The 20399-nt window shown below is 65.6% G+C and carries 20 protein-coding genes; 16 read left to right on the top strand and 4 right to left on the bottom strand.

Features of this window, described 5'->3' with window-relative positions; genetic code table 11:
* Positions 1-15: 15 nt before the first annotated feature.
* The 4 genes from QU596_RS07805 (at position 16) to QU596_RS07790 (ending at position 2313) form a co-directional block, all read left to right on the top strand.
* A complete protein-coding gene (locus tag QU596_RS07805; protein WP_308514699.1) occupies positions 16-828 on the top strand; it encodes an undecaprenyl-diphosphate phosphatase in 813 nt (270 codons plus the stop codon).
* A gap of 59 nt (positions 829-887) precedes the next feature.
* A complete protein-coding gene (locus QU596_RS07800; RefSeq protein ID WP_308514697.1) occupies positions 888-1316 on the top strand; it encodes a hypothetical protein in 429 nt (142 codons plus the stop codon).
* A gap of 34 nt (positions 1317-1350) precedes the next feature.
* Positions 1351-2022: a glutathione S-transferase family protein gene (locus tag QU596_RS07795; protein WP_308514696.1), complete on the top strand. Its 672-nt coding sequence runs from the start codon at positions 1351-1353 to the stop codon at positions 2020-2022.
* Between the two features lie 81 nt (positions 2023-2103).
* The gene (locus QU596_RS07790; protein ID WP_308514694.1) at positions 2104-2313 is read left to right on the top strand and encodes a hypothetical protein; all 210 of its coding nucleotides are present in this window, start codon (positions 2104-2106) and stop codon (positions 2311-2313) included.
* On the opposite strand, the gene QU596_RS07785 is transcribed toward QU596_RS07790, so the two are convergent.
* Both QU596_RS07785 and ubiG read right to left on the bottom strand, forming a co-directional pair.
* Positions 2310-3347: a rod shape-determining protein gene (locus QU596_RS07785; RefSeq protein WP_308514692.1), complete on the bottom strand. Its 1038-nt coding sequence runs from the start codon at positions 3345-3347 to the stop codon at positions 2310-2312. The genes QU596_RS07790 and QU596_RS07785 overlap by 4 nt on opposite strands.
* A gap of 122 nt (positions 3348-3469) precedes the next feature.
* On the bottom strand, positions 3470-4183 hold the full coding sequence (ubiG, locus tag QU596_RS07780) for a bifunctional 2-polyprenyl-6-hydroxyphenol methylase/3-demethylubiquinol 3-O-methyltransferase UbiG (protein WP_308514690.1): 714 nt from the start codon (positions 4181-4183) through the stop codon (positions 3470-3472).
* Positions 4184-4240: 57 nt separating this feature from the next.
* Between ubiG and lysA the strand changes: the two genes are divergently transcribed.
* From lysA to QU596_RS07730, 10 genes are all read left to right on the top strand, one after another.
* Positions 4241-5527: a diaminopimelate decarboxylase gene (gene lysA, locus QU596_RS07775; RefSeq protein WP_308514688.1), complete on the top strand. Its 1287-nt coding sequence runs from the start codon at positions 4241-4243 to the stop codon at positions 5525-5527.
* A gap of 11 nt (positions 5528-5538) precedes the next feature.
* Entirely contained in the window at positions 5539-6789 is a 1251-nt protein-coding gene (locus QU596_RS07770) for an aspartate kinase (RefSeq protein ID WP_308514686.1), read from the top strand.
* A gap of 71 nt (positions 6790-6860) precedes the next feature.
* Complete coding sequence (locus QU596_RS07765) at positions 6861-7844, top strand: NAD(P)H-dependent flavin oxidoreductase (RefSeq protein ID WP_308517959.1); 984 nt, start codon at positions 6861-6863, stop codon at positions 7842-7844.
* A 91-nt stretch (positions 7845-7935) separates the two neighbouring features.
* On the top strand, positions 7936-8268 hold the full coding sequence (locus tag QU596_RS07760) for a PilZ domain-containing protein (RefSeq protein WP_308514685.1): 333 nt from the start codon (positions 7936-7938) through the stop codon (positions 8266-8268).
* A gap of 66 nt (positions 8269-8334) precedes the next feature.
* Positions 8335-10605, top strand: coding sequence for a phosphoenolpyruvate--protein phosphotransferase (gene ptsP / locus QU596_RS07755; RefSeq protein WP_308514683.1), 2271 nt, complete (start codon positions 8335-8337; stop codon positions 10603-10605).
* Positions 10606-10641: 36 nt separating this feature from the next.
* On the top strand, positions 10642-11589 hold the full coding sequence (locus tag QU596_RS07750) for a helix-turn-helix domain-containing protein (protein WP_308514681.1): 948 nt from the start codon (positions 10642-10644) through the stop codon (positions 11587-11589).
* A 66-nt stretch (positions 11590-11655) separates the two neighbouring features.
* A complete protein-coding gene (locus QU596_RS07745; protein WP_308514679.1) occupies positions 11656-12606 on the top strand; it encodes a tetratricopeptide repeat protein in 951 nt (316 codons plus the stop codon).
* Positions 12607-12624: 18 nt separating this feature from the next.
* Complete coding sequence (tilS, locus tag QU596_RS07740) at positions 12625-13587, top strand: tRNA lysidine(34) synthetase TilS (RefSeq protein ID WP_308514677.1); 963 nt, start codon at positions 12625-12627, stop codon at positions 13585-13587.
* A 93-nt stretch (positions 13588-13680) separates the two neighbouring features.
* Positions 13681-14214, top strand: coding sequence for a PilZ domain-containing protein (locus QU596_RS07735; protein ID WP_308514675.1), 534 nt, complete (start codon positions 13681-13683; stop codon positions 14212-14214).
* Between the two features lie 39 nt (positions 14215-14253).
* The gene (locus QU596_RS07730; RefSeq protein WP_308514673.1) at positions 14254-16077 is read left to right on the top strand and encodes a DUF885 domain-containing protein; all 1824 of its coding nucleotides are present in this window, start codon (positions 14254-14256) and stop codon (positions 16075-16077) included.
* A gap of 4 nt (positions 16078-16081) precedes the next feature.
* Here the strand turns inward: QU596_RS07730 and QU596_RS07725 are convergent, their stop codons facing one another.
* Positions 16082-16714, bottom strand: a complete 633-nt coding sequence (locus QU596_RS07725; protein WP_308514672.1) for an exopolysaccharide biosynthesis protein — start codon at positions 16712-16714, stop codon at positions 16082-16084.
* Between the two features lie 210 nt (positions 16715-16924).
* On the opposite strand from QU596_RS07725, the gene ftsH reads away from it, so the two are divergent.
* Entirely contained in the window at positions 16925-18880 is a 1956-nt protein-coding gene (gene ftsH, locus QU596_RS07720; protein WP_308514670.1) for an ATP-dependent zinc metalloprotease FtsH, read from the top strand.
* A gap of 57 nt (positions 18881-18937) precedes the next feature.
* Entirely contained in the window at positions 18938-19315 is a 378-nt protein-coding gene (locus tag QU596_RS07715; protein WP_308514668.1) for a hypothetical protein, read from the top strand.
* Here the strand turns inward: QU596_RS07715 and QU596_RS07710 are convergent, their stop codons facing one another.
* Complete coding sequence (locus QU596_RS07710) at positions 19316-20377, bottom strand: DUF3667 domain-containing protein (RefSeq protein ID WP_308514666.1); 1062 nt, start codon at positions 20375-20377, stop codon at positions 19316-19318.
* Positions 20378-20399: the final 22 nt, after the last annotated feature.

Genomic DNA, 20399 nt, shown 5'->3' with positions numbered 1-20399 from the left:
CTCGACGCTCCGTTCATGCCTATTTTGCTGATCGCAATCATCCTCGGCATCGTCGAGGGCGTCACCGAATTCCTTCCGGTCTCCTCTACCGGCCACCTGATCCTTGCCACGGAACTACTTGGTTTCGACGCAGAGAAGTGGGCGGCGTTCAACGTGATTATCCAACTCGGCGCGATCCTGGCGATCGTCGTCCTTTACTGGCGGACCTTCTGGGCAGTGCTGGAGGGCATGCTGAAGGGCAACGCGGTGTCGTGGCGCTTCGTGCGCAACGTCCTGATCGGCTTCATGCCGTCCGCGATTCTCGGCTTCCTGCTGATCAACAAGATCGAAGCGTTGCTCGGCAATGCGCATATCGTGGCGGTCGCGCTGATCGTCGGCGGCGTCGCCATCCTGATCATCGAGAAGATGGTGAAGCGGACCGACATCATCGGCGTCGCGGAAATGCCATTGAAGACGGCGATCGGCGTCGGGCTCGTCCAGTGCCTGGCGATGATTCCGGGCGTCAGCCGATCGGGCGCGACAATCATGGGCGGCCTGTCGCTCGGGGTCGAACGGCGCACCGCCGCGGAGTTCAGTTTCTTCCTCGCCATTCCGACCATGGTCGGCGCGACCACGCTAGAACTGGTCAAGCACCACGACACCTTGCTCTCAGGCGCAAGCGGCGTCGGCTTCACCGCCGTTGCCGTCGGTTTCATCGTCAGCTTCATCGTCGCGATCGTCGTCGTCCGCGGCTTCGTTGCCTACATCTCGCGGCACGGCTTCGCGCCCTTCGCCTGGTACCGCATCATCGCCGGTGCGGCCGCGCTCGTCTGGTTGTCGATTCGCTAGATTTTCTTCGGCGGTGCTGCGTGCTAAGCAGTGAATTCAATCACTTACTGGTGCTCGCCATGCGTAAGACCGTCGTCGCCCTTTCGACCCTGATCATCGCGGTTCCAGCCGCCGCGCAGCCGGTCGCTCCGCAGCTGCCGCCGGTGCTCACCGATCCGGCGAGTGCGCAGCGGCTGACCGGAGTTCTCGATGCCATCACCGACGCGGTGCTGGGCATGCGCGTGGGTGAGGTTCGCGCCGCCATCGACGGGCGGGAACCGACGCCGCAGGAGAGGGCCACGACAGTTCGCGACATGGCCCGCCGCGACGATCCCGACTTTGACCGGCATCTGCACGGGAAGCTGGCGGCCGTTGGACCGACGATTCAGCAGGGTGCGCAGGCCGTGAACCGCGCCTTGCCCGAAGTTATGCGCAGCCTCGATCAGGCGCAGCGCTCGATCGAACGCGCGGTCGCGAATCTGCCCGATCCCACTTATCCGCGCCGCTAGACGCCCCGCGCCCAGCCGCTAAAGCAGCCACGTCATGTGGCAGCTCTTTCAGTTCCCGTTGTGCCCCTTTTCGCGCAAGGTCCGTCTCGTGCTGGCCGAGAAGGGGGTCGGGCATGAGCTCGTCCGCGAGAATCCCTGGGAAAAGAGGGACGAATTCCTCGATCTAAACCCGGCCGGCGAAACACCAGTCATGGTCGAGCCCGACCAGGCGGTGACGCTGATCGGATCGCAGCCGATCGTCGAATATCTTGATGAGACGGTGGACCGCATGCCGATGATCCACGGCAATGCCGCCTTCCGCGCCGAGATCCGGCGGATGACGGAATGGTTCGACATCAAGCTCTACCGAGAAGCGGTCGAGCCGCTGATGAACGAGCGCATGCGCAAGCGGCTAGTCAATCGCGAGAGTCCTGACACCCGCGTGCTGCGCGAGGCGATGCGCACCGCCTCGGAGCATCTCGATTACCTCGATTATCTGCTCGATCACCGTCGCTGGCTGGCGGGCCCCGGGCTAAGCCTCGCCGATTTCACTGCAGCCGCTCACCTCAGCGTGATCGATTATCTCGGCGCGCTCGACTGGCGCGGGCACAAGCAGACAAAGGACTGGTACGCGGTGATGAAGTCGCGGCCCTGCTTCCGGCCGCTGCTGGCCGAGCGGATGGAAGTAATCGTCCCGCCCGGCCACTACGACAAGGTCGATTTCTAGACGGGCATGACCAACATTTAATTGAGGGGAACGCCGCAACCACTCGTTGAGCAAGCCGTCACAAATCGACAGGAGCTTGTCATGCGCGTTCTCAAATTGGTCGTCGCCGCATCGATTGTTTCGTCAATTGCCGTCATTTCGCCAGCACAAGCCGCCGGGTGTCTAAAAGGCGCTGCAGTCGGCGGGGTTGGCGGCCATCTTGCGCATCACCATGCCATCCTCGGCGCGGCAGCGGGCTGCGCCGTCGGGCATCATATGGCCCACAAGAAAGCGATGGCGAAGAAGGCCTAAGCCGCCATCAGGGCGCCGCGATAGACCTGGTCTTCCAGCGTCCGTCCGGCGCCCAGCGCCACGCAGCTCATCGGGTCTTCGGCGACGATTACCGGCAGGCCGGTCGCGTCCTGCAGCACCGTGTCAAATTCGCGCAGCAGCGAGCCGCCACCGGTCATGGTGATGCCCTGGTCGATGACGTCGGCAGCGATTTCCGGCTGGGTGTGCTCGAGCGCGGTACGCACGACCTCGACGATTTGGTTGACGGGCTCGGCCAGCGCCTCGGCGACCTGCGCCTGATTGAGCTCGACTTCGCCCGGCATGCCGCGGCCGACATCGCGGCCGCGCACCAGCGTCGTTTTACCATTGCCCTCGGGCGGACGAACGGCGGAGCCGATTTCCAGCTTGATCCGCTCCGCGGTCCCTTCGCCGATCAGCAGATTATAATTGCGGCGGACGTAGGAAATGATCGCCTCGTCCATCTTGTCCCCACCGACCCGCGCCGAGCGGCACAGGGCGAGACCCTGCAGCGAGATGACGCCGACCTCGGTCGTGCCGCCGCCGATGTCGACGACCATGGATCCCACCGGCTCGGCGACTGGCAGCCCCGCGCCGATCGCTGCGGCCATCGGCTCCTCGATCAACGACACGCGATCGGCCCCGGCATTGCTGACGGCGTCGCGGATCGCCCGCCGCTCGACATTGGTCGCGCCCGAGGGGATCGAGATCACGACCTCAGGCCCGCGCAAGAAGCGGCTGGGCCCGCCATGCGCCTTGCGGATGAAATGCTTGATCATCTCTTCGGCGACTTCGATGTCGGCGATGACTCCGGCGCGGAGGGGGCGGATGGTGCGGATGTTCTCCGGCGTCTTGCCCAGCATCAGCTTGGCGTCGTCGCCGACCGCGCGGACCTTGCGCACACCCTGCACCACCTCCAGCGCTACGACCGACGGCTCGCTGAAGACGATGCCCTGGCCGCGGACGTAGACCACGGTGTTGGCGGTGCCGAGATCGATCGCGACGTCGCGCGAGGAGAAATTGAAGAGTGAACGCACGTCCGGCCCCCCGGCCTGAAATTTGGTGATGTCAAAGGCTTAGGGCAGGCCGGGGATTCAGCCAGATGGTTAATGGCGGTTAAGCGCGGGGCGTGATTTTCGCGAGCCGAGTTGAACGCGTCTCAGCCGTGACTGGCGGCTAGCAAGTAATTCAGCCGTAAATCTTCGCTGAGATGAAGGCCGCGCGTCGGCGAGAAGGCGATGCCTTCAACGTCGATGCACTGCAGGCCCGCATCGGCTAGCATGCTCTTCAGGCGCTCCGGTGGGATGAACTTGTCGAAGTCATGCGTTCCGCGCGGCACCCGGCCGAGCCCTTCGGCCAGCGTGATGGTCAGCAGCTTTGACCAGCCGGTGGCGTTGGGCGTCGACATGATCAGCAGCCCACCGGGCGCGAGACGCGCGGCGAGGTCGCGGACAAAGGCGGCGGGGTCAGCGACGTGCTCGATGACTTCCATGCAGGTCACAAGGTCGAACTTGCCGTCGAGCGCGGCGAGCTCGCCCGCGCGATAGTCGATGTCCAGACCCACCGCTGCCGCATGCTCGCGCGCCGCGACGATCAACTCCGGCGACGCATCGAGCGCGGTGACCTTCGCGCCGAGGCGGGTCAGCGGCTCCGCCAGCAGCCCGGCGCCACAACCGACATCAAGCGCGGTCTTGCCCTCAAGCGGTCGGCGCGAGCATTCGTCCGTCTGCCAGTGCCGGTCGATCTGCTCCCGCACATATCTCAGGCGCACCGGGTTCAGCTTGTGCAGCATCGCCTCGGACCCGTTGGGATCCCACCAATCCCCCGCCTGCGCGGAGAACTGCCGAACCTCGGTATCGACGATGCTGCTCATGCGCCTCCCATGCCTTCTTCGCTTGCAAAGCGGAAGGGACACTGCGTGAAGGGCGCGATGGATGATTTCGAAATTCGCGACGGCGAGATGTTCTGCGAAGGCGTGGCGCTAACGGCGATCGCCGCCGAGGTGGGTACGCCGGTCTACGTCTATTCGACCGCCTCGATGCGGCGGCAGGCGCGGGCGCTGCAGGAAGCGCTGTCGGACCTCGCCGATCCCCTGATCGCCTACGCCGTGAAGGCCAATCCCAACAGCGCCGTGATCGCCACGTTTGCGGCCGCCGGACTGGGCGCGGACGTTGTGTCAGGGGGCGAATATCGACGCGCCATCAAGGCCGGCGTGCCCGCTGATCGCATTGTTTTCTCGGGCGTCGGCAAGACGGCCGACGAGATGCGTCTCGCGTTGGAAACCGGTCTGTTCCAATTCAACGTCGAGTCGTTCGAGGAAGCGGAGATGCTTTCCGCAGTCGCGGCCGAGATGGGCCGCATCGCGCCGATGGGCTTCCGCGTGAACCCGGATGTGGCCGCCGGCGGTCACGCCAAAATCACCACCGGATCGGCCGAGAACAAGTTTGGGATCGCCATCAGCGATGCGCCAGCCGCTTATGCCCGCGCGGCGGCACTACCGGGGCTCAAGGTGCAGGGCGTCGCCGTGCATATCGGCAGTCAGCTGACCGACCTTCAACCGCTGGAACGCGCCTTCACTCGCGTCGGCGAGCTGCTCGCGGCGCTCCGCGCCGCCGGGCACGACATCACGGTCGCCGACCTCGGCGGAGGTCTGGGCGTATCGTATGATCCGAGCCAGCCACCGCCCGCGAGCCCGGCCGATTATGGCGCCATGGTCTGCCGCGTCACGCGCGACTGGAACGCGCGGCTGGTGTTTGAGCCCGGGCGGCTCATGGTGGGGAACGCCGGCGTGCTGCTGTCTCGCGTGATCCGCGTGAAGCCGGGCGCAACCGATCCCTTCGTCATCGTCGATGCGGCCATGAACGACCTGATGCGGCCGACGCTCTACGATGCCTGGCACAATATCGAGGCAGTCCGGCCGCGTGGGGCGACGCAGCGGTCGAACGTCGTCGGCCCAGTCTGCGAGACAGGCGATACCTTCGCGACCGGCCGCGACATGGACGCCGTCGCGCCCGACGACCTCGTCGTGTTCCGCACCGCAGGTGCCTATGCCGCCGCCATGGCCGGGACCTATAATACGCGGGCGTTGACGCCCGAAGTGCTGGTTGACGGCGACCGCTGGGCGCTCATTCGGAAACGGCTCGAAGTCGAGGAGCTGATCGCCGGCGACCTTATGCCTGACTGGCTCGCCGGTTGCGCGGCGGTCGCGAAGGGCTAAGAGCCGCCGCGATGAGCCGCGCCAAGCAACGGATCGTGATGAAGTTCGGCGGCACGTCGATGGCCGGTATCGAGCGCATCCGCCACGTCGCGGGCCTGGTGAAGGCCGAAGCCGACCGCGGCAACGAAGTCGCGGTCGTGGTCTCCGCCATGGCTGGCGAGACCGACCGCCTGGTCCACCTCTGCAAGGAAGCGGCACCGCTCTACGACCCGCGCGAATATGACGTGGTCGTCGCCAGCGGCGAACAGGTGACGGCGGGCCTCCTCGCCATCACCCTGTCCGGCATGGGTGCCAACGCGCGCTCCTACATGGGCTGGCAGCTGCCGATCCGGGCCTCGGGCCACAGCTCTGCGCTGATCGACCACATCGACAGCGAAATTCTCGAGGGCGTTCTGTCCAGCGGCGGTATCGCCGTGATACCCGGTTTTCAGGGCGTCACTGCCGAAGGCGAAGTGGCGACGCTCGGCCGCGGCGGGTCTGACACCTCCGCCGTAGCACTGGCAGTCGCGGCCAAGGCCGACCGCTGCGACATCTACACCGACGTCGAAGGCGTCTTCACCACCGACCCGCGCATCGTCCCGCGCGCCCGCAAGCTCCACGCCATTACTTATGAGGAAATGCTGGAACTGGCCTCGGTCGGGGCCAAGGTGCTGCAGACCCGCTCGGTGGGGCTCGCCATGCGCTACAACATGGCGCTGCAGGTCCTCTCATCCTTCGAAGCAAAGCCTGGCACGCTGATCGTCGGCGACGACAAGATCGAGGAATATCAGATGGAACAGCAACTCATCACGGGCATCGCCCATGACAAGAACGAGGCGCGGGTAACGCTGACGGGCCTGCCTGACCGCCCCGGGACCGTGGCCGCCATCTTCGCGCCGCTGGCTCAGGCGAACATCATCGTCGACATGATCGTCCAGAGCGGCGCCGGCCGCGGAACCGCGACGACGCTGACCTTCACCGTCCCGACGGCGTCGCTGGCCCACGCGGTCGCCGAGCTCGAAAAGGCGAAGGAGTCGATCGGTTTCGAGCAGATCATGACCGATACCGACGTGGTGAAGATCAGTGCCGTCGGCATCGGCATGCGCTCCAACGCCGGCATCGCAGCTAAGATGTTCGATACGCTCGCCGAGCGCGGCATCAACATCCTCGCCATCTCGACCTCGGAGATCAAAGTGTCGGTCCTGCTGCCTGAAGACTACACCGAGCTTGCCGTGCGCGTTCTGCACAGCGCCTTCGGGCTCGACGCGGAGCAGGCCGCGTGAGCGGCGAGGGGCTGATCGCCGAGCCGCGCGCCGTCCACCAATCGGTCGGTCACGCGCGCCTTCGCGAGCTGATGCATCGCGGCACCGAGTTCCTCGGCTGCGAATATGCGATTCTCGGCGGTGCAATGAGCTGGGTCAGCGAACGAAACCTCGTCTCCGCAATCTCCAACGCCGGCGGGTTCGGCGTGATCGCCTGCGGCGCAATGTCGCCCGGACTGCTGGATACCGAGATCGCCGAAACCAGGGCGCGCACCGCGCGGCCGTTCGGCGTCAATCTCATCACCATGCACCCGCAGCTCAGCGAACTGATCGACGTTTGTGCCAAGCATGAAGTTGGCCATGTCGTACTGGCGGGCGGTCTTCCGCCCGGCGGCGCGATCGAGCGGATCAAGTCGAGTGGCGCGCGCCTGATCTGCTTCGCGCCCGCGCTCGCGCTGGCGAAAAAGCTGATCCGCTCGGGCGCCGATGCGCTGGTCATCGAAGGCATGGAAGCCGGCGGCCACATCGGACCAGTGTCCACCTCCGTCTTGGCGCAGGAAATTCTGCCGGTCGTCGCCAAGGACATTCCGGTGTTCGTCGCCGGCGGTATAGGCCGGGGCGAGGCGATCGCGGCTTACCTCGAAATGGGTGCCGTCGGTGTCCAGCTTGGCACGCGTTTCGTCTGCGCCACCGAGAGCATCGCCCACGGCAACTTCAAGCGCGCGTTCATCCGCGCCTCGGCGCGCGACGCCATCCCCTCGGTGCAGATCGACCCGCGCCTGCCGGTGATCCCCGTTCGCGCGCTGAAGAATCGCGAGATGGAGAACTTTGCCGCCAAGCAGCGGGAAGTTGCGGGCAAGCTCGACGAGGGCGCCATCGAAATGGCTGAGGCCCAGCTCCAGATCGAGCATTATTGGGCCGGCGCACTGCGCCGCGCAGTCATTGACGGCGACGTGGAGAGCGGCTCGGTGATGGCCGGCCAGTCGGTTGGCATGGTGACTCGGGAGGAGCCGGTCGCCGAAATTATCCGGGAACTGGTCGACGAGGCTGCCGCCGCACTGGAGAGCCGGGGATAATCCGTCCCTGAGCGGCACAGCCGTTTCGCAGCCCTTTGCTTACGCGGCCGCTTGGTGAGACGACCATGCGCAAACCATCGGGAGAGCTGGTATGCGTGATGGACCGATCGAAGTGCCTAAATGCCGCCGCGCCGCGGCGCGCGAAGGTGTAGCGTTGGCCGCATCCGCGCTTGCGCTGGGTTGCTCGCGCTCGGTGATCGTCTCCGATCTGTCGGCGACGGGGGCGCGGTTCGAAGCCAAGGATCTTCCCGACAGCGGCGAGGAACTGCTGATGGTTGCTGGCACGCAGGAGGCCTTTGCGCGGGTTGTATGGCGAACCGAGAAGCGTTGCGGCGTTCACTTCGACGATCGGCTCGGCGAAGACCTGCTTGCGCTGATCAAGAAGGAAGCCGCGTGGAGCTCGATTGCCTGCTATTACAATTGAGCGCCGTTAAGGTTTGACGTGATCGGCGCGTGACAGGCGCGCGCCCCATCTGATAGCGCCGCGGGCATGCCGCTTTCCGCCGCTGCCTCCGCTCGGGAGATCCTGACCGGGCTCCATGACATCATGGGGGCGCGCGGCAGTGCGCAGGCCAAGCTCGACAAGGTCGTCAACCTGATCGCGGCCAGCATGCGCAGCGAGGTCTGCTCGATCTACCTGCTCCGCGACAACAAGCTTGAACTGTTCGCCACGCACGGTTTGCGCAAGGAAGCGGTGCACGTCACGCGGCTGAGCATGGGGGAGGGGCTCGTCGGCACCATCGCTGCCGAGGGTCGCGTGCTGAACCTTGCCGAGGCGGCCGAGCATCCGGCGTTCGCTTACAAGCCTGAGACTGGCGAGGAGAGCTTCCACAGCTTCGCGGGCGTGCCGATCGTTCGGCTCGAAAGTCCGATCGGCGTCCTTGCCGTGCAGCATGCCGATCCGCGCCGGTATGACGAGATTGAGATCGAGGCGCTGCAGACCGTCGCCATGGTGCTGTCGGAAATGATCGCCGCGGCGCGGCTGGTCGACGGTGCCCGCCGAAGCCGGCTGCGCAGCGCCGGGCCGCTCCGTCTGTCCGGCCTCAAGCTGGTCGCGGGCATGGCCAAGGGACAAGCTGTCTTTCATGAGCCGCGCGTTGTTGTCGAGCACACCGTGGCCGAAGACACCGAGGCCGAGCGCGACAGAGTCTACGGCGCGTTCCGCAAGATGCGCGAGCAGATCGACAACATGGCCCGCGACGTCGAGTTTGGTACCGCGGGCGAGCATCAGGAGATCCTCGAGACCTACCGCATGTTCGCCTACGACGAGGGCTGGTCGCGGCGGATCAACACCGCGATCGACAGCGGACTGACGGCCGAGGCGGCGATCGAGCGCGTCCAGCAGCGCACGCGGGCACGTATGCAGGAAATCGATGATCCGCTTTTGAAAGAGCGGATGCATGACCTCGAGGACTTGTCGAACCGTCTGTTACGGATCGTGTCGGGCCGCATGGGGACAGCTGCTCAAACCGGTCTTGCCCAGGACGCCGTGCTGATCGCGCGCAACCTCGGGCCCGCCGAACTCTTGGAATATGACCGGCGCCGACTGAAGGCCGTGCTGCTTGAGGAAGGCTCGCTCACCTCGCACATGGTAATCGTGGCGCGGGCGATCGGCGTGCCCGTGATTGGGCGCCTGAACGACATCCGTCACAGCGTCGAAGATGGGGAGACGATCCTCGTCGATGGCGACAACGGCAGCGTGATCATTCGCCCGACGCGCCAGCTTTCCACCGGCTTCGACCAGCGGATGACGATGAGCCAGAAGCGGCGCGCCGAATTCGCAGCGCTTAAGTCGCTGCCGGCCGTGACGCTCGACGGGGTCAAGGCAAGCGTCATGGTCAATGCCGGTCTGGCGGAAGACGCGGCCGCGCTCCGGATGACGGGCGCGGATGGGATCGGCCTTTTCAGGACCGAGTTCCAGTTCCTGGTCTCCGCGACGCTCCCGGGCCGCGACCGCCAGCAGCGGCTGTATACAAAGGTTCTCGATGAAGCGGGCGACCGCCCGGTCGTGTTCCGCACCGTGGACATCGGCGGCGACAAGGTGCTGCCGTACCTGATCGACGAAACATCCGAGCAGGCGGAAAACCCGGCCATGGGCTGGCGCGCAATTCGCCTGTCGCTCGACCGGACCACGCTGATGAAGGCGCAGGCGCGCGCGCTTATCGACGCCTCGGCCGGCAAGATTCTCCGCGTCATGTTCCCGATGATTTCCGAACCGTGGGAGTATGAGGAAGCGCGGGCGCTGTTCGAGGAGCAGGTCGAATGGGCGCGGAACGCCCACCGCAAGCTGCCCAAGAAGATCGAGTTTGGTGCCATGCTCGAAGTGCCGAGCCTCGCCGAAACCCTCGATATACTGCTGCCGCGCGTCGACTTCCTGTCGATCGGCACGAACGACCTCACCCAATTTTTATTCGCGGCCGACCGTTCCGATCCACGACTGGCCCAGCGCTACGATTGGCTAAGTCCCGCGATCTTTCGCTTCCTGAAGCGCGTGCTCGATCAGGCCAATGCCGCCGGGGTCACCGTCCGTGTCTGCGGCGAAATGGCTGGTCGGCCGCTCGAGGCAATGGCGCTGTTTGGCATCGGGGCGCAGAATTTCTCGATCACGCCGGCGGGGATCGGGCCCTTGAAGGCGATGATCCGGTCGCTCGATGCTGGCGCCATCCGCACGAAGATGAGCCACCTGCTCACCAAGCCGCCCAAGGACATGCGCAAGGCGCTGACCGATTGGGCGCGCAAGCACAACGTGACCATCGGCTAGCGGTTGACACTGCGGGCCCAGACTTCAAACAGAGACATGGCCAAGCGCGAACCCGATCCCGAACCGCTCGACGAACAGATCGTCGAGGCGGAACCCGTGACTGCCGGCGAGCGGCTGCGGCTCGCCCGCGAAGCAAGGAAGCTGAGCCTCGAAGACGTGGCGGCGCAAACGCGTATTCCCCAGCGCCATCTTGCCAGCATCGAAACGGCCGACTGGGACAATCTGCCGGCGCCAACCTACAGCATCGGCTTTGCCAAGAGCTATGCCTCTGCGGTTGGCCTCGACCGGACGGAGATCGGCAATCAATTGCGTGAGGAGATGGGCGGGCAGCGCTTTGCCTCGACCTCTTCTGATGTCTTCGAGCCCGCCGACCCCGCGCGCACGATGCCCAAGTGGCTGGTGCTCGGGGCGATCGTCGCCGTCGTCGTGCTCATCGCGTTGATGAGCTGGCTCAACAGCCGGTCGCTCCAGTCGCCGGACGAGTCTGTCGCCAACGCCGTTGCCACTCCAACCAACACGGCAGCACCTGTCGGGGCGCCGGCTCAGGCTCCGGCCGCGCAGGCACAGGGGCCTGTGGTCCTGACCGCCACGGCGCCGATCTGGCTCCAAGTCAGCGAGCGCGGCGGCGCGACCCTCTTTTCGGGCACGTTGCAGCCGGGCCAGACCTACACGGTTCCGGCCACCGCGACGGCGCCCGTGCTCAAAACCGGCAAGCCCGAAGCCTTGTCGATCAAGGTCGGCAGCACCACCGCTGGGCCGGTCGGGAAGCCGGCCACGACGGTCTCCAACGTCAGCCTGCTGCCCGCCGATCTATTGAAAGCACCGGCTGAAGCTGCCGCGGCCACGCCGCCGCCTTCCGCCGCGCCGCCGGCGGCAGTTGCGCGCCGTACGCCGGCGGGCGCGCTTACCGTACCGGCACCCTCGGCACCGCCGCCGCCCGCCGCCGCGACGGAAACGCCGCCGACCACGAACAGCGGCGAATAAGATTCATCCGCGCGCAAGCTGCGCTCGGGCAAGGTCACGGTGAAACGGAAGCGTGGGGGAAGTTCAGTGAAATCTCGCCTTGTGAAGGCCATCCTGGCAACGGCCGCTCTTGGCGTCATGCCGTCGATTGCGCTCGCCCAGCGTCAAGCGCCGCCAAGTCCCGAGCAGCGCATCGACCGGCTCGAACGGCAGGTGCAGCAGATGCAGCGTCAGCTGTTTCCCAAAGGCCGCCCTGCCGACACGGCCGGGTTCAACGATGATCCCGCAGCCAGCCAATCGTCGGTGGTCTCGCTCGCGCAACGCCTGGACTCGCTCGAACGGCAGATGGCGGACCTCGTCCGTTCGTCCGAAGAGAATGGAAACCGGCTGCGCAACGTTGAGGGCGGGCTCACTCAGCTCAAGACGGATCAGGACCAGCGCATCGGCGCGATCGAGCAGCGTCTGGCGGCTGGGGTACCTGCGGCGGCGCCTGCCGAACCGGGCAGCACCAACTCCGTCGCTCCAGCCGCCCCGCCGCCGCGCAAGACCACCACCTCGACATCGCCCAAGTCAACGCCGACCAAGCCTACGACTGCTGCCCCGGCGACCGGCGGTCCCGCCGTTCCGGTTGCTGACGCGGCTGCGGCGGATCCCGGCGAGGACGCCTACACCGCCGGCTTCCACCAGTGGGAAGACGGTCAGTACGACCAGGCGATCGCCACGTTGAAGGCATTCACTGCCGCCTATCCGAAGCACCGCCGCACCAGCTACGCCAACAACCTGATCGGCCGCGCCCTGCTCGACAAGGGCGATGCCCGCGGCGCCGCGACGGCCCTTCTCGCCAACTACCGCAGCAATCCGGGTGGCGAGCGCGCCCCGGACAGCCTTTATTATCTCGGTCAGGCACTGATGAAGCTCGGCCAGCCGGGCCAGGCCTGCAAGGCCTACGCGGAGTTGGATGCCGTCTACGGCGCCAAGATCAGGCCCGACCTCAAGAAGCTCGAGAACGATGCCAAGGCGCAGGCGCAGTGCAATTGATGTGCTAGGGCGCTCGGGATGCTTCCCGCCGCCCTGGTCGAACGCTTCGCCAAAGATCTCGACGCCATCGCCGCGCCTAGCTTCCGCCTGGGCCTGGCGATTTCCGGCGGTCCGGACAGTCTCGCGCTTCTGGCGCTGGCCGCCGCCGCGCGACCGAACACTGTAGAAGCCGCGACCGTCGATCATGGACTGCGCTCCGAGGCGGCGGCTGAAGCGGCGATGGTCGCGGCCCTGTGCGATCAGATCAGCGTTCCCCATGCAACGTTGAACGTGCGTTGGCGCGATCCGCCGGCGACGGCAATCCAGGAGCGCGCCCGTCGTGAGCGCTACCGCCTGCTCGGCTACTGGGCCGAAGAGCAGGGGCTCGACGCCATTGTAACCGGGCACCATGCTGACGATCAGGCGGAAACACTGTTGATGCGGCTCGCCCGGGGAGCGGGAGTGCGCGGCCTGGCCGGGATGCGTCCGCACTCGGTCGTGCCGGGCGCGCAGGTGCGCCTCCTGCGCCCGCTGCTCACCTGGCGCAGATCCGAGCTCGAACAGGTCTGCGCGACGCGGCAGCTGACGCCCGCCGACGATCCCAGCAATAATGACGAGCGGTTCGAACGCGTGCGCATCCGTAAGGCGCTGGCCGAAACGGACTGGCTAAACCCCTCCGCCGTCGCGCGCTCCGCATCTCATTTGGCGGACGCCGATCTTGGTTTGGACTGGGCGATGCGCCGCGAATGGTCACAGTCGGTTAGGGAGAGCCGCGGTGGTATCACCTATCGCCCAGGCGATGCTCCTGCGGAAATCCGGCGACGCATCGTCGCTCGGGCTTTGCGGAGGCTGGCGACGGAAGGGGACGCAGAATCACGCGGCGCCGAGTTCGATCATCTCCTCGAAGCGCTTGCCGAAGGCCGGGCGGCGACCTTGCGCGGGGTCCGTTGTCAGGGCGGCCGCGAATGGCATTTCAGCGCCGCTGCGCCACGTCGCACCTGAGCGAAGTCAGTTACATCCATTCTGGCACGAGTGTTCCTTGGCGATACGGCCGTTGCCTGCGATTCCGGCTCATCGTCGCAAGCAGGTCGCGGCATGGGGGCAGGCGTGCATCCGGATATCGAGCATCGAAGCGACCTTCGCTCAAACGTCTTCCTGACGGCCGTACTGGTCAGCGGCGAGGAAACGCGGCCTGTCCGCGTCCGCAACCTGTCGCCCGGTGGTGCCTTTCTGGACGGCGAAAGGATTCCGCCGGTCGGTGCGAATGTCCGGCTCGTGCGTGGCAGCCTGGCGGTCGCCGGTAATGTCGCGTGGCAATCGGAAGGTCATGCCGGCCTACGCTTCGATCGGGAGATCGATGTCGCCGCGTGGGTAAAGCGCGTTGGCCACCCCGGCCAGCGCAAGGTCGATCAGGCTGTTGACTCCCTGCGCCACGGTCAGCGGCTGGCTGCAGCTCCCGACACGCCGACGCTGGTACGGATCAGCGCCGAACTCGACGGGATTTGCGAGCGGATCGCTGCCTCTCCGTCCATGACCGTGGAAGTGGGCGAGGAACTCGTTCGGCTGGATGCCTTAGCCCGGGCATTGCAACAAATCGCGTGCGCCGCGGGAGGCTTCACGCGCTCGTAAGCACTGATACAAGGCTGGCCCAACAGGAGGGCTGGTTTCATGCGCATTTCGAAATTTCTGTTGCTCGCCGCCGCGAGCCTCACGGCTCCCACGGCGCTCGCTGTCGCCCAGACGGCTCCGGCCGTCGCCCCGGTCAATGCCGAGGACGCGCGACTGACTGCCTTTCTCGACGGTGAGTTCGCGCAGGAAGTGAAGATGCGCCCGACCCTGGCGACGCGCCTTGGCATCAAGGAAAACCAGGACAAGCTCGACGACAATAGCGACGCGGCGGCACTGCGTTTGCTCGAATGGCGCCGCGCCAGCGTTGCGAAGATGAAGGCGCAGTTCGACCGCGCCAAGTTGTCGCCGGACGCGCAGGCGAATTACGACATCTGGGCGCTGGAGCTGGAGCGGGCCGAGCGCAGCTACAAGTTCCGCCGCTTCCAGCCGCCCTTCTATTCCTTCCTCTATTCGGCACATGCCCAGCTGCCGAACTTCATGATCAACACGCACACGGTCACGGACGCGCAGGACATGCGCAATTACAACGCGCGGCTGCGGGCCATTCCGAAGGTGCTCGATACCGCAATTGCGCAGAGCAAGACCTCTGACGCGGCTGGCATTCGCGCGCCTAAGTTCCAGGTCGAGCGCGTGATTTCGGGCAGCAAGGCGATCATCACTGGCGCCCCGTTCGACAGCGGGAAGGACTCGCCGCTGTGGGCCGATGCGAAGGCAAAGGTCGCCAAGCTGCAGTCCTCGGGCAAGGTGACCGAGGCCGAGGCGCAGACCCTGCTCGCCGACGCGAAGACCGGCGTGCTGGGTCTGAAGCCGGTGTACGAGCGCATCATCGCCTGGGAGCAGTCGGAGCTACCGAAGGCGCCCAGCGGTCGGGTCGGCGCGATCTCACTGCCCGGCGGCGCCGAATGGTATGCGGCGGCGCTCAAGCAGAACACGACCACCAATCTGACCGCCGAGCAGATCCACCAGATCGGCCTGAAAGAGGTCTCGCGAATCGAGGCGGCGCAGGACGCGCTGGCCAAGACGGCCGGCTTCGCCGACCGCAACGCCTTCTATGCCGATCGCGAGAAGCGCTTCCCCCCGACGCCGTGGACCGATGCGCTGCGCGACGAATATCTCCGCATCGCCAACGCCGCGATCGCGCACACCCGCACGTTGCTGCCGAACTATTTCGGCCTGCTGCCTGCCTACAAGGTCGAAGTCATCCGCGAACCGGCGTTCAGCGAAGTGGCCGGCGGCGCGGCCCACGCGTCCGGCCCAAGTCCCGACGGCACGCGCCCAGGCCGCGTCTATGTGCACCTGCTCGGCAAAACCGAGGACCCGGCGGCGGTCTACGACCTGATGTGCCACGAAGGCATTCCGGGCCACGTAATGCAGGGCGACATCCAGGCCCGGCAGACCGGCGCGCCGAAGTTCCGCCGCGCCTACGGCTACGTCGCCTTCAGCGAAGGCTGGGCGCTATACACCGAGGCGCTCTGCAAGGAGATGAATGCCTATCCGGACGTCGCGGCCGACTTCATGCGCCTCGATGCCGAGCTGTTCCGGGCCTCGCGGCTGGTTGTCGACACCGGCATCCACGCCAAGGGTTGGACCGAGGAGCAGGCGGTCGATTATCTGATCAAGACCGGCCGCCAGTCACCGGACGGCGCACGATCGGAAGTCCGCCGCTACATCACGCTCCCGGGCCAGGCGACCGGCTACAAGATCGGCATGCTCAAGATCATGGAGCTGCGGCAAAAGGCGGAAAAGGAGCTGGGGCCGAAGTTCGACCTCAAGGGCTTCCACGACCTGTTGATCGGGTCCGGTTCCCAGCCGCTCGACGTGCTCGAGACCCGCGTGAACACCTGGATCGCTTCACGCCGCTAGTGCGTCAGAACATCCGGTGCCAGACCGCGACCGCTGCCATCCAGGCGGCGGCCGCGGTCAGGGAAACGAGGAATACGCTGACGACAGAGGTGATGGCGCCAAGAATGGCCATCACGCCGTCGCGATAGATTAGCGCCAGCGCGAACAGCGTCATCGCCAGGGCGGGGGCGTGATTGCCGAGCGGGATCGGCAGCCATAGGATCACCGACAGCAGAAAGCTGATGACGCCGATGACGCGCGCGCCGCGATGGCCGGTCAGGGAATAGAGGCGCGGTTTCAATATGCGCTCGATGCGATGCTCGATGGGTTCGATCTTGGCGATCAGCCGGGCGATCGTCTCGCGGCCAATGCCGTGCTGGTCGAGCTTGCGCGGAAACCACGGACGGGCCCGGCCGGCAGCGAGCTGCGCGGTCAGCACCAGCAGGGGGATGCCGGTGACGGCCGTCGCGCCCGGCGGCAGCGGCAGGATGTTGATTGCGGCGAAGATGAGCAGCAGTCCGCCCCACGCGCGGTCGCGCAGGCGCGCCGACAGCTCGCTGAGCGTCAGCCGCTCGCCGCCATGGTGCGCAATGACATGCTCCAGCAGCTTCGACAGCGGCAACGGCTGCGTGCCGGGAATCTTGCTGGCGTCGTTCATTCGCTCCACTTGCGTCAGGAAGCACGAACCCGGCGCCGCGTTCCATTGAAGGTCGCATAGCCGCCAGAGCTTAATTTGCCACTCACGGGGCGATTTTCGCCCGCCGCCCAATTTCGGGACTGCGTTCACCCACTCTCAAGCCTCGGATTGTTATTGGCCCGAACTCCCCTATTTTAGAGGGCGATAGGCTTTCCGCCTCGAGAGATCGCGATGAACGACAAAGACAAGAAGCCCGGCAACCCCTGGACCAAGAGCTTGCTCATCTGGGCAGGCGTCCTCCTCGCGCTGGTTATCTTCGTGCAAATGATCGACGGCGGCTCGCGCACGGCCGCGGCTGGGCAGGCCATTCCTTACTCCGAGTTCGTCCGTCAGGTCGATGAAGGCAATGTCCGGACGGTGACGATCGCCAGCCCGGCTGGTGGCGGCAACAGCACGATCGCCGGCAAGATGTCGAGCGGTGAAGATTTCCACACGATCGCGCCGGGCGATGCCAATGTTTCGGACAAGCTGATCGCCAAGGGCGTTGCGGTTCAGGTCAAGGCCGAGGAGCAATCCTCCATCTGGCTGTACATGCTCTATAATTCGCTGCCGTTCCTCCTCATCCTCGGCATCAGCTTTTTCGTGATGCGCCAGATGCAGAAGAACGCGGGCTCGGGCGCGATGGGTTTCGGCAAGAGCCGTGCCCGGATGCTGACGCAGAAGGAAGGCCGCGTGACCTTCGCCGACGTCGCCGGCATCGACGAAGCGCGCGAAGAGCTTCAGGAAATCGTCGAGTACCTCAAGGACCCAAGCAAGTTTGCGCGGCTCGGCGGCAAAATTCCCAAGGGCGCGCTGCTGGTCGGCTCGCCGGGTACCGGCAAGACCCTGCTCGCCCGCGCGATCGCGGGTGAGGCGGGCGTCCCGTTCTTCACCATTTCCGGTTCGGACTTCGTCGAGATGTTCGTCGGCGTCGGCGCCAGCCGCGTCCGCGACATGTTCGACCAGGCCAAGAAGTCGGCGCCATGCATCGTCTTCATCGACGAAATCGACGCCGTCGGCCGTCATCGCGGCGCCGGTCTCGGCAACGGCAACGACGAGCGCGAGCAGACTCTCAATCAGCTGCTGGTCGAAATGGACGGCTTCGAAGCGAACGACGGCATCATCATCGTCGCCGCGACCAACCGTCCGGACGTGCTCGACCCGGCGCTGCTGCGCCCGGGCCGCTTCGATCGCCAGGTGGTCGTCCCACGTCCCGACATCGACGGCCGCGAGCAGATCCTCGCCGTCCACATGAAGAAGGTGCCGCTGGCGCCCGACGTCGACGCGCGGGTCATCGCGCGCGGTACTCCGGGCTTCTCGGGTGCCGACCTCGCCAACCTCGTCAACGAGGCCGCGCTGCTCGCCGCCCGCAAGGGCAAGCGCCTCGTCGCGATGAGCGAGTTCGAAGAGGCCAAGGACAAGGTCATGATGGGTACCGAGCGCCGCTCGATGGTCATGACCGAGGACGAAAAGCGCATGACCGCCTATCACGAGGCCGGCCACGCGATCGTCGCGCTTCACGAGCCGGCGTCGGACCCGATCCACAAGGCGACCATCATCCCGCGCGGCCGCGCGCTCGGCATGGTCATGCGCCTGCCGGAACGCGACAGCTACAGCTACCATCGCGACAAAATGTACGCGAACCTTGCCGTCGCCATGGGCGGCCGTGTCGCCGAGGAAGTCATCTTCGGCTACGACAAGGTCTCTTCCGGCGCGTCTTCCGACATCCAGTACGCCACCACGCTCGCCCGCGACATGGTGACCCGCTGGGGCATGTCCGATGCGCTCGGCCCGCTGCAGTACGCCGAGCCGGAAGAGGAAGTTTTCTTGGGCTATTCGGTGAACCGCTCGCGCCAGATGTCGAACGAGACGGCGCAGCTGATCGACAAGGAAATCCGCGACGTCGTCGAGAACGGCTACAACCGCGCGAAGCACCTGCTCGACGAACACCGCGACCAGCTCGAAAAGCTCGCGCAGGCGCTGCTCGAATATGAGACGCTATCGGGTGACGAGATCAAGAAGGTGGTCGAAGGCGAAAGCATCGACCGCGGCGGCAGCAAGGGTCCCGCGATCCCCGTCGCCGGCTCCTCGATCCCGAAGGCCAAGCGCCCGTCGGCGATCGGCGGTCCCGCCACCGCCGGCGCTTAATACCGCATTCATCCGAATTCCTCTTCGAGCTAGCGTTGCTCGAAGGGGAGTTCGTTCATGCGTTCCATGGTACTCGGCGTTGCGTTGCTTACATTTTCATCCGCGGCCGTTGCCCAGTCGATGAATGCCCAGACTTTCTATAAGCGCGCGACCGCGCTCAAGAAGAAGGGGCCGCTGGCAATCTTCTCTGGCGGCGAGATCAAGGCGTTGATGAACGAAGGGCAGGCATCCGGGAAAGCCGCCGGCGCCGCTTACGATGCCGACAAGAAGGCCGGCAGGCCGACCCGCTTCTGCCCGCCGCCGGGCAAAAGACAGATGGGCTCGGACGAATATATGCAGCGCCTGGCCGCGATCCCCGCCGCCGAACGCGCGCGGATCGACATGACCGAGGCGACGACTCGCATCCTCATCGCCAAATATCCCTGCAGGAAGTAGCTACATTGCTCCGATCGCGACGGTCGCCGCGGCGAAGAGGCCAGCGGCGATGAACGCGAAGGTGACCAGCGCCGACGTGCGCAGCAGCGCGCTTGCCCTGCCGAGCTGATACGTCTGCTTGAGGTGCCGGTACATGTGGAAGGGCGGCACGAAGAACAGCATCGCTGCCCATCCCGACCATCCGATTGCGACCAGCAAACCGGCGACGATCACCAGCATCATCATGAATGACAGGGAATAAGTGACGAACACCGTGTGGTCGTAGGTGTTGAAGCGGCGGCTGAACGGGAACAGCAGCCACATAAAGGGCACCGATAGCGGGATCAGCATCCAGCTATACTTGGATGCTGCGTCCTGGATCTTCATCGAGACCATGTCCGGGTTCTCCTTCACATTCTTGATGAAGGGCCGAAGCCACTCGGGGGCGCCGTTCGCATCACTGTCGTCGGCGATGGCAAGCGCACCATTGGCGAGGAGCTTCTGTTCCTCTGCGATATCCGCCTTTTTCTTGGCGATCCGGCTGTCGAGCGCGGCCGTCGATTCCCCTCGCCCCGCAGCTTCCTGTCGCCGCGTCTCAATACGGGCGAGCTGCTGCTGGTCTTCAGTGATGGCAGTCCGCAGCCGCTCTTTCGGGTTGCCGATATTGGTTTCTCCGAGTGCGCCCGTGAAGTTGAGGGTCGCGAACATCAGGAAGACGGTGAAGAGGTAGAGCGCGACCGGAGAGATGAAGCGCGCTCGCTCGCCGGCTATGTAGCGGCGCGTCATCAGGCCAGGGCACCAGGCGAGCATCGGCAGCGTACGCCAGATTTTGCCCTCAAAATTGAACATGCCCGCCACGAGGTCCTGGAAGAAGGCGCGCACCGAGCGGTGAACGTGCGCCTTTTGACCGCAGGCCGAGCAGAAGGGGCCAGTCAGCGCCGTTCCGCAGTTGAGGCACGCTTTCTCGTGGGTGTGACCGTCGGCGCCCGCCTCGCCGGCATATGGCTCGACCGCGCGGGCAAGCAGCCCGCCTGTCACGGCATCGCCGACCGCGTCCATTCCGTCCATCTTCACCCCCGCCATCGACATTATGCGCGCTTGGCGG

Source organism: Sphingomonas flavescens, assembly GCF_030866745.1.
GTDB classification, from domain to species: Bacteria; Pseudomonadota; Alphaproteobacteria; order Sphingomonadales; family Sphingomonadaceae; genus Sphingomicrobium; species Sphingomicrobium flavescens.
The sequence above is the reverse complement of the archived record's forward strand: the minus strand, read 5'-3'. Positions and strand labels throughout refer to the sequence as shown.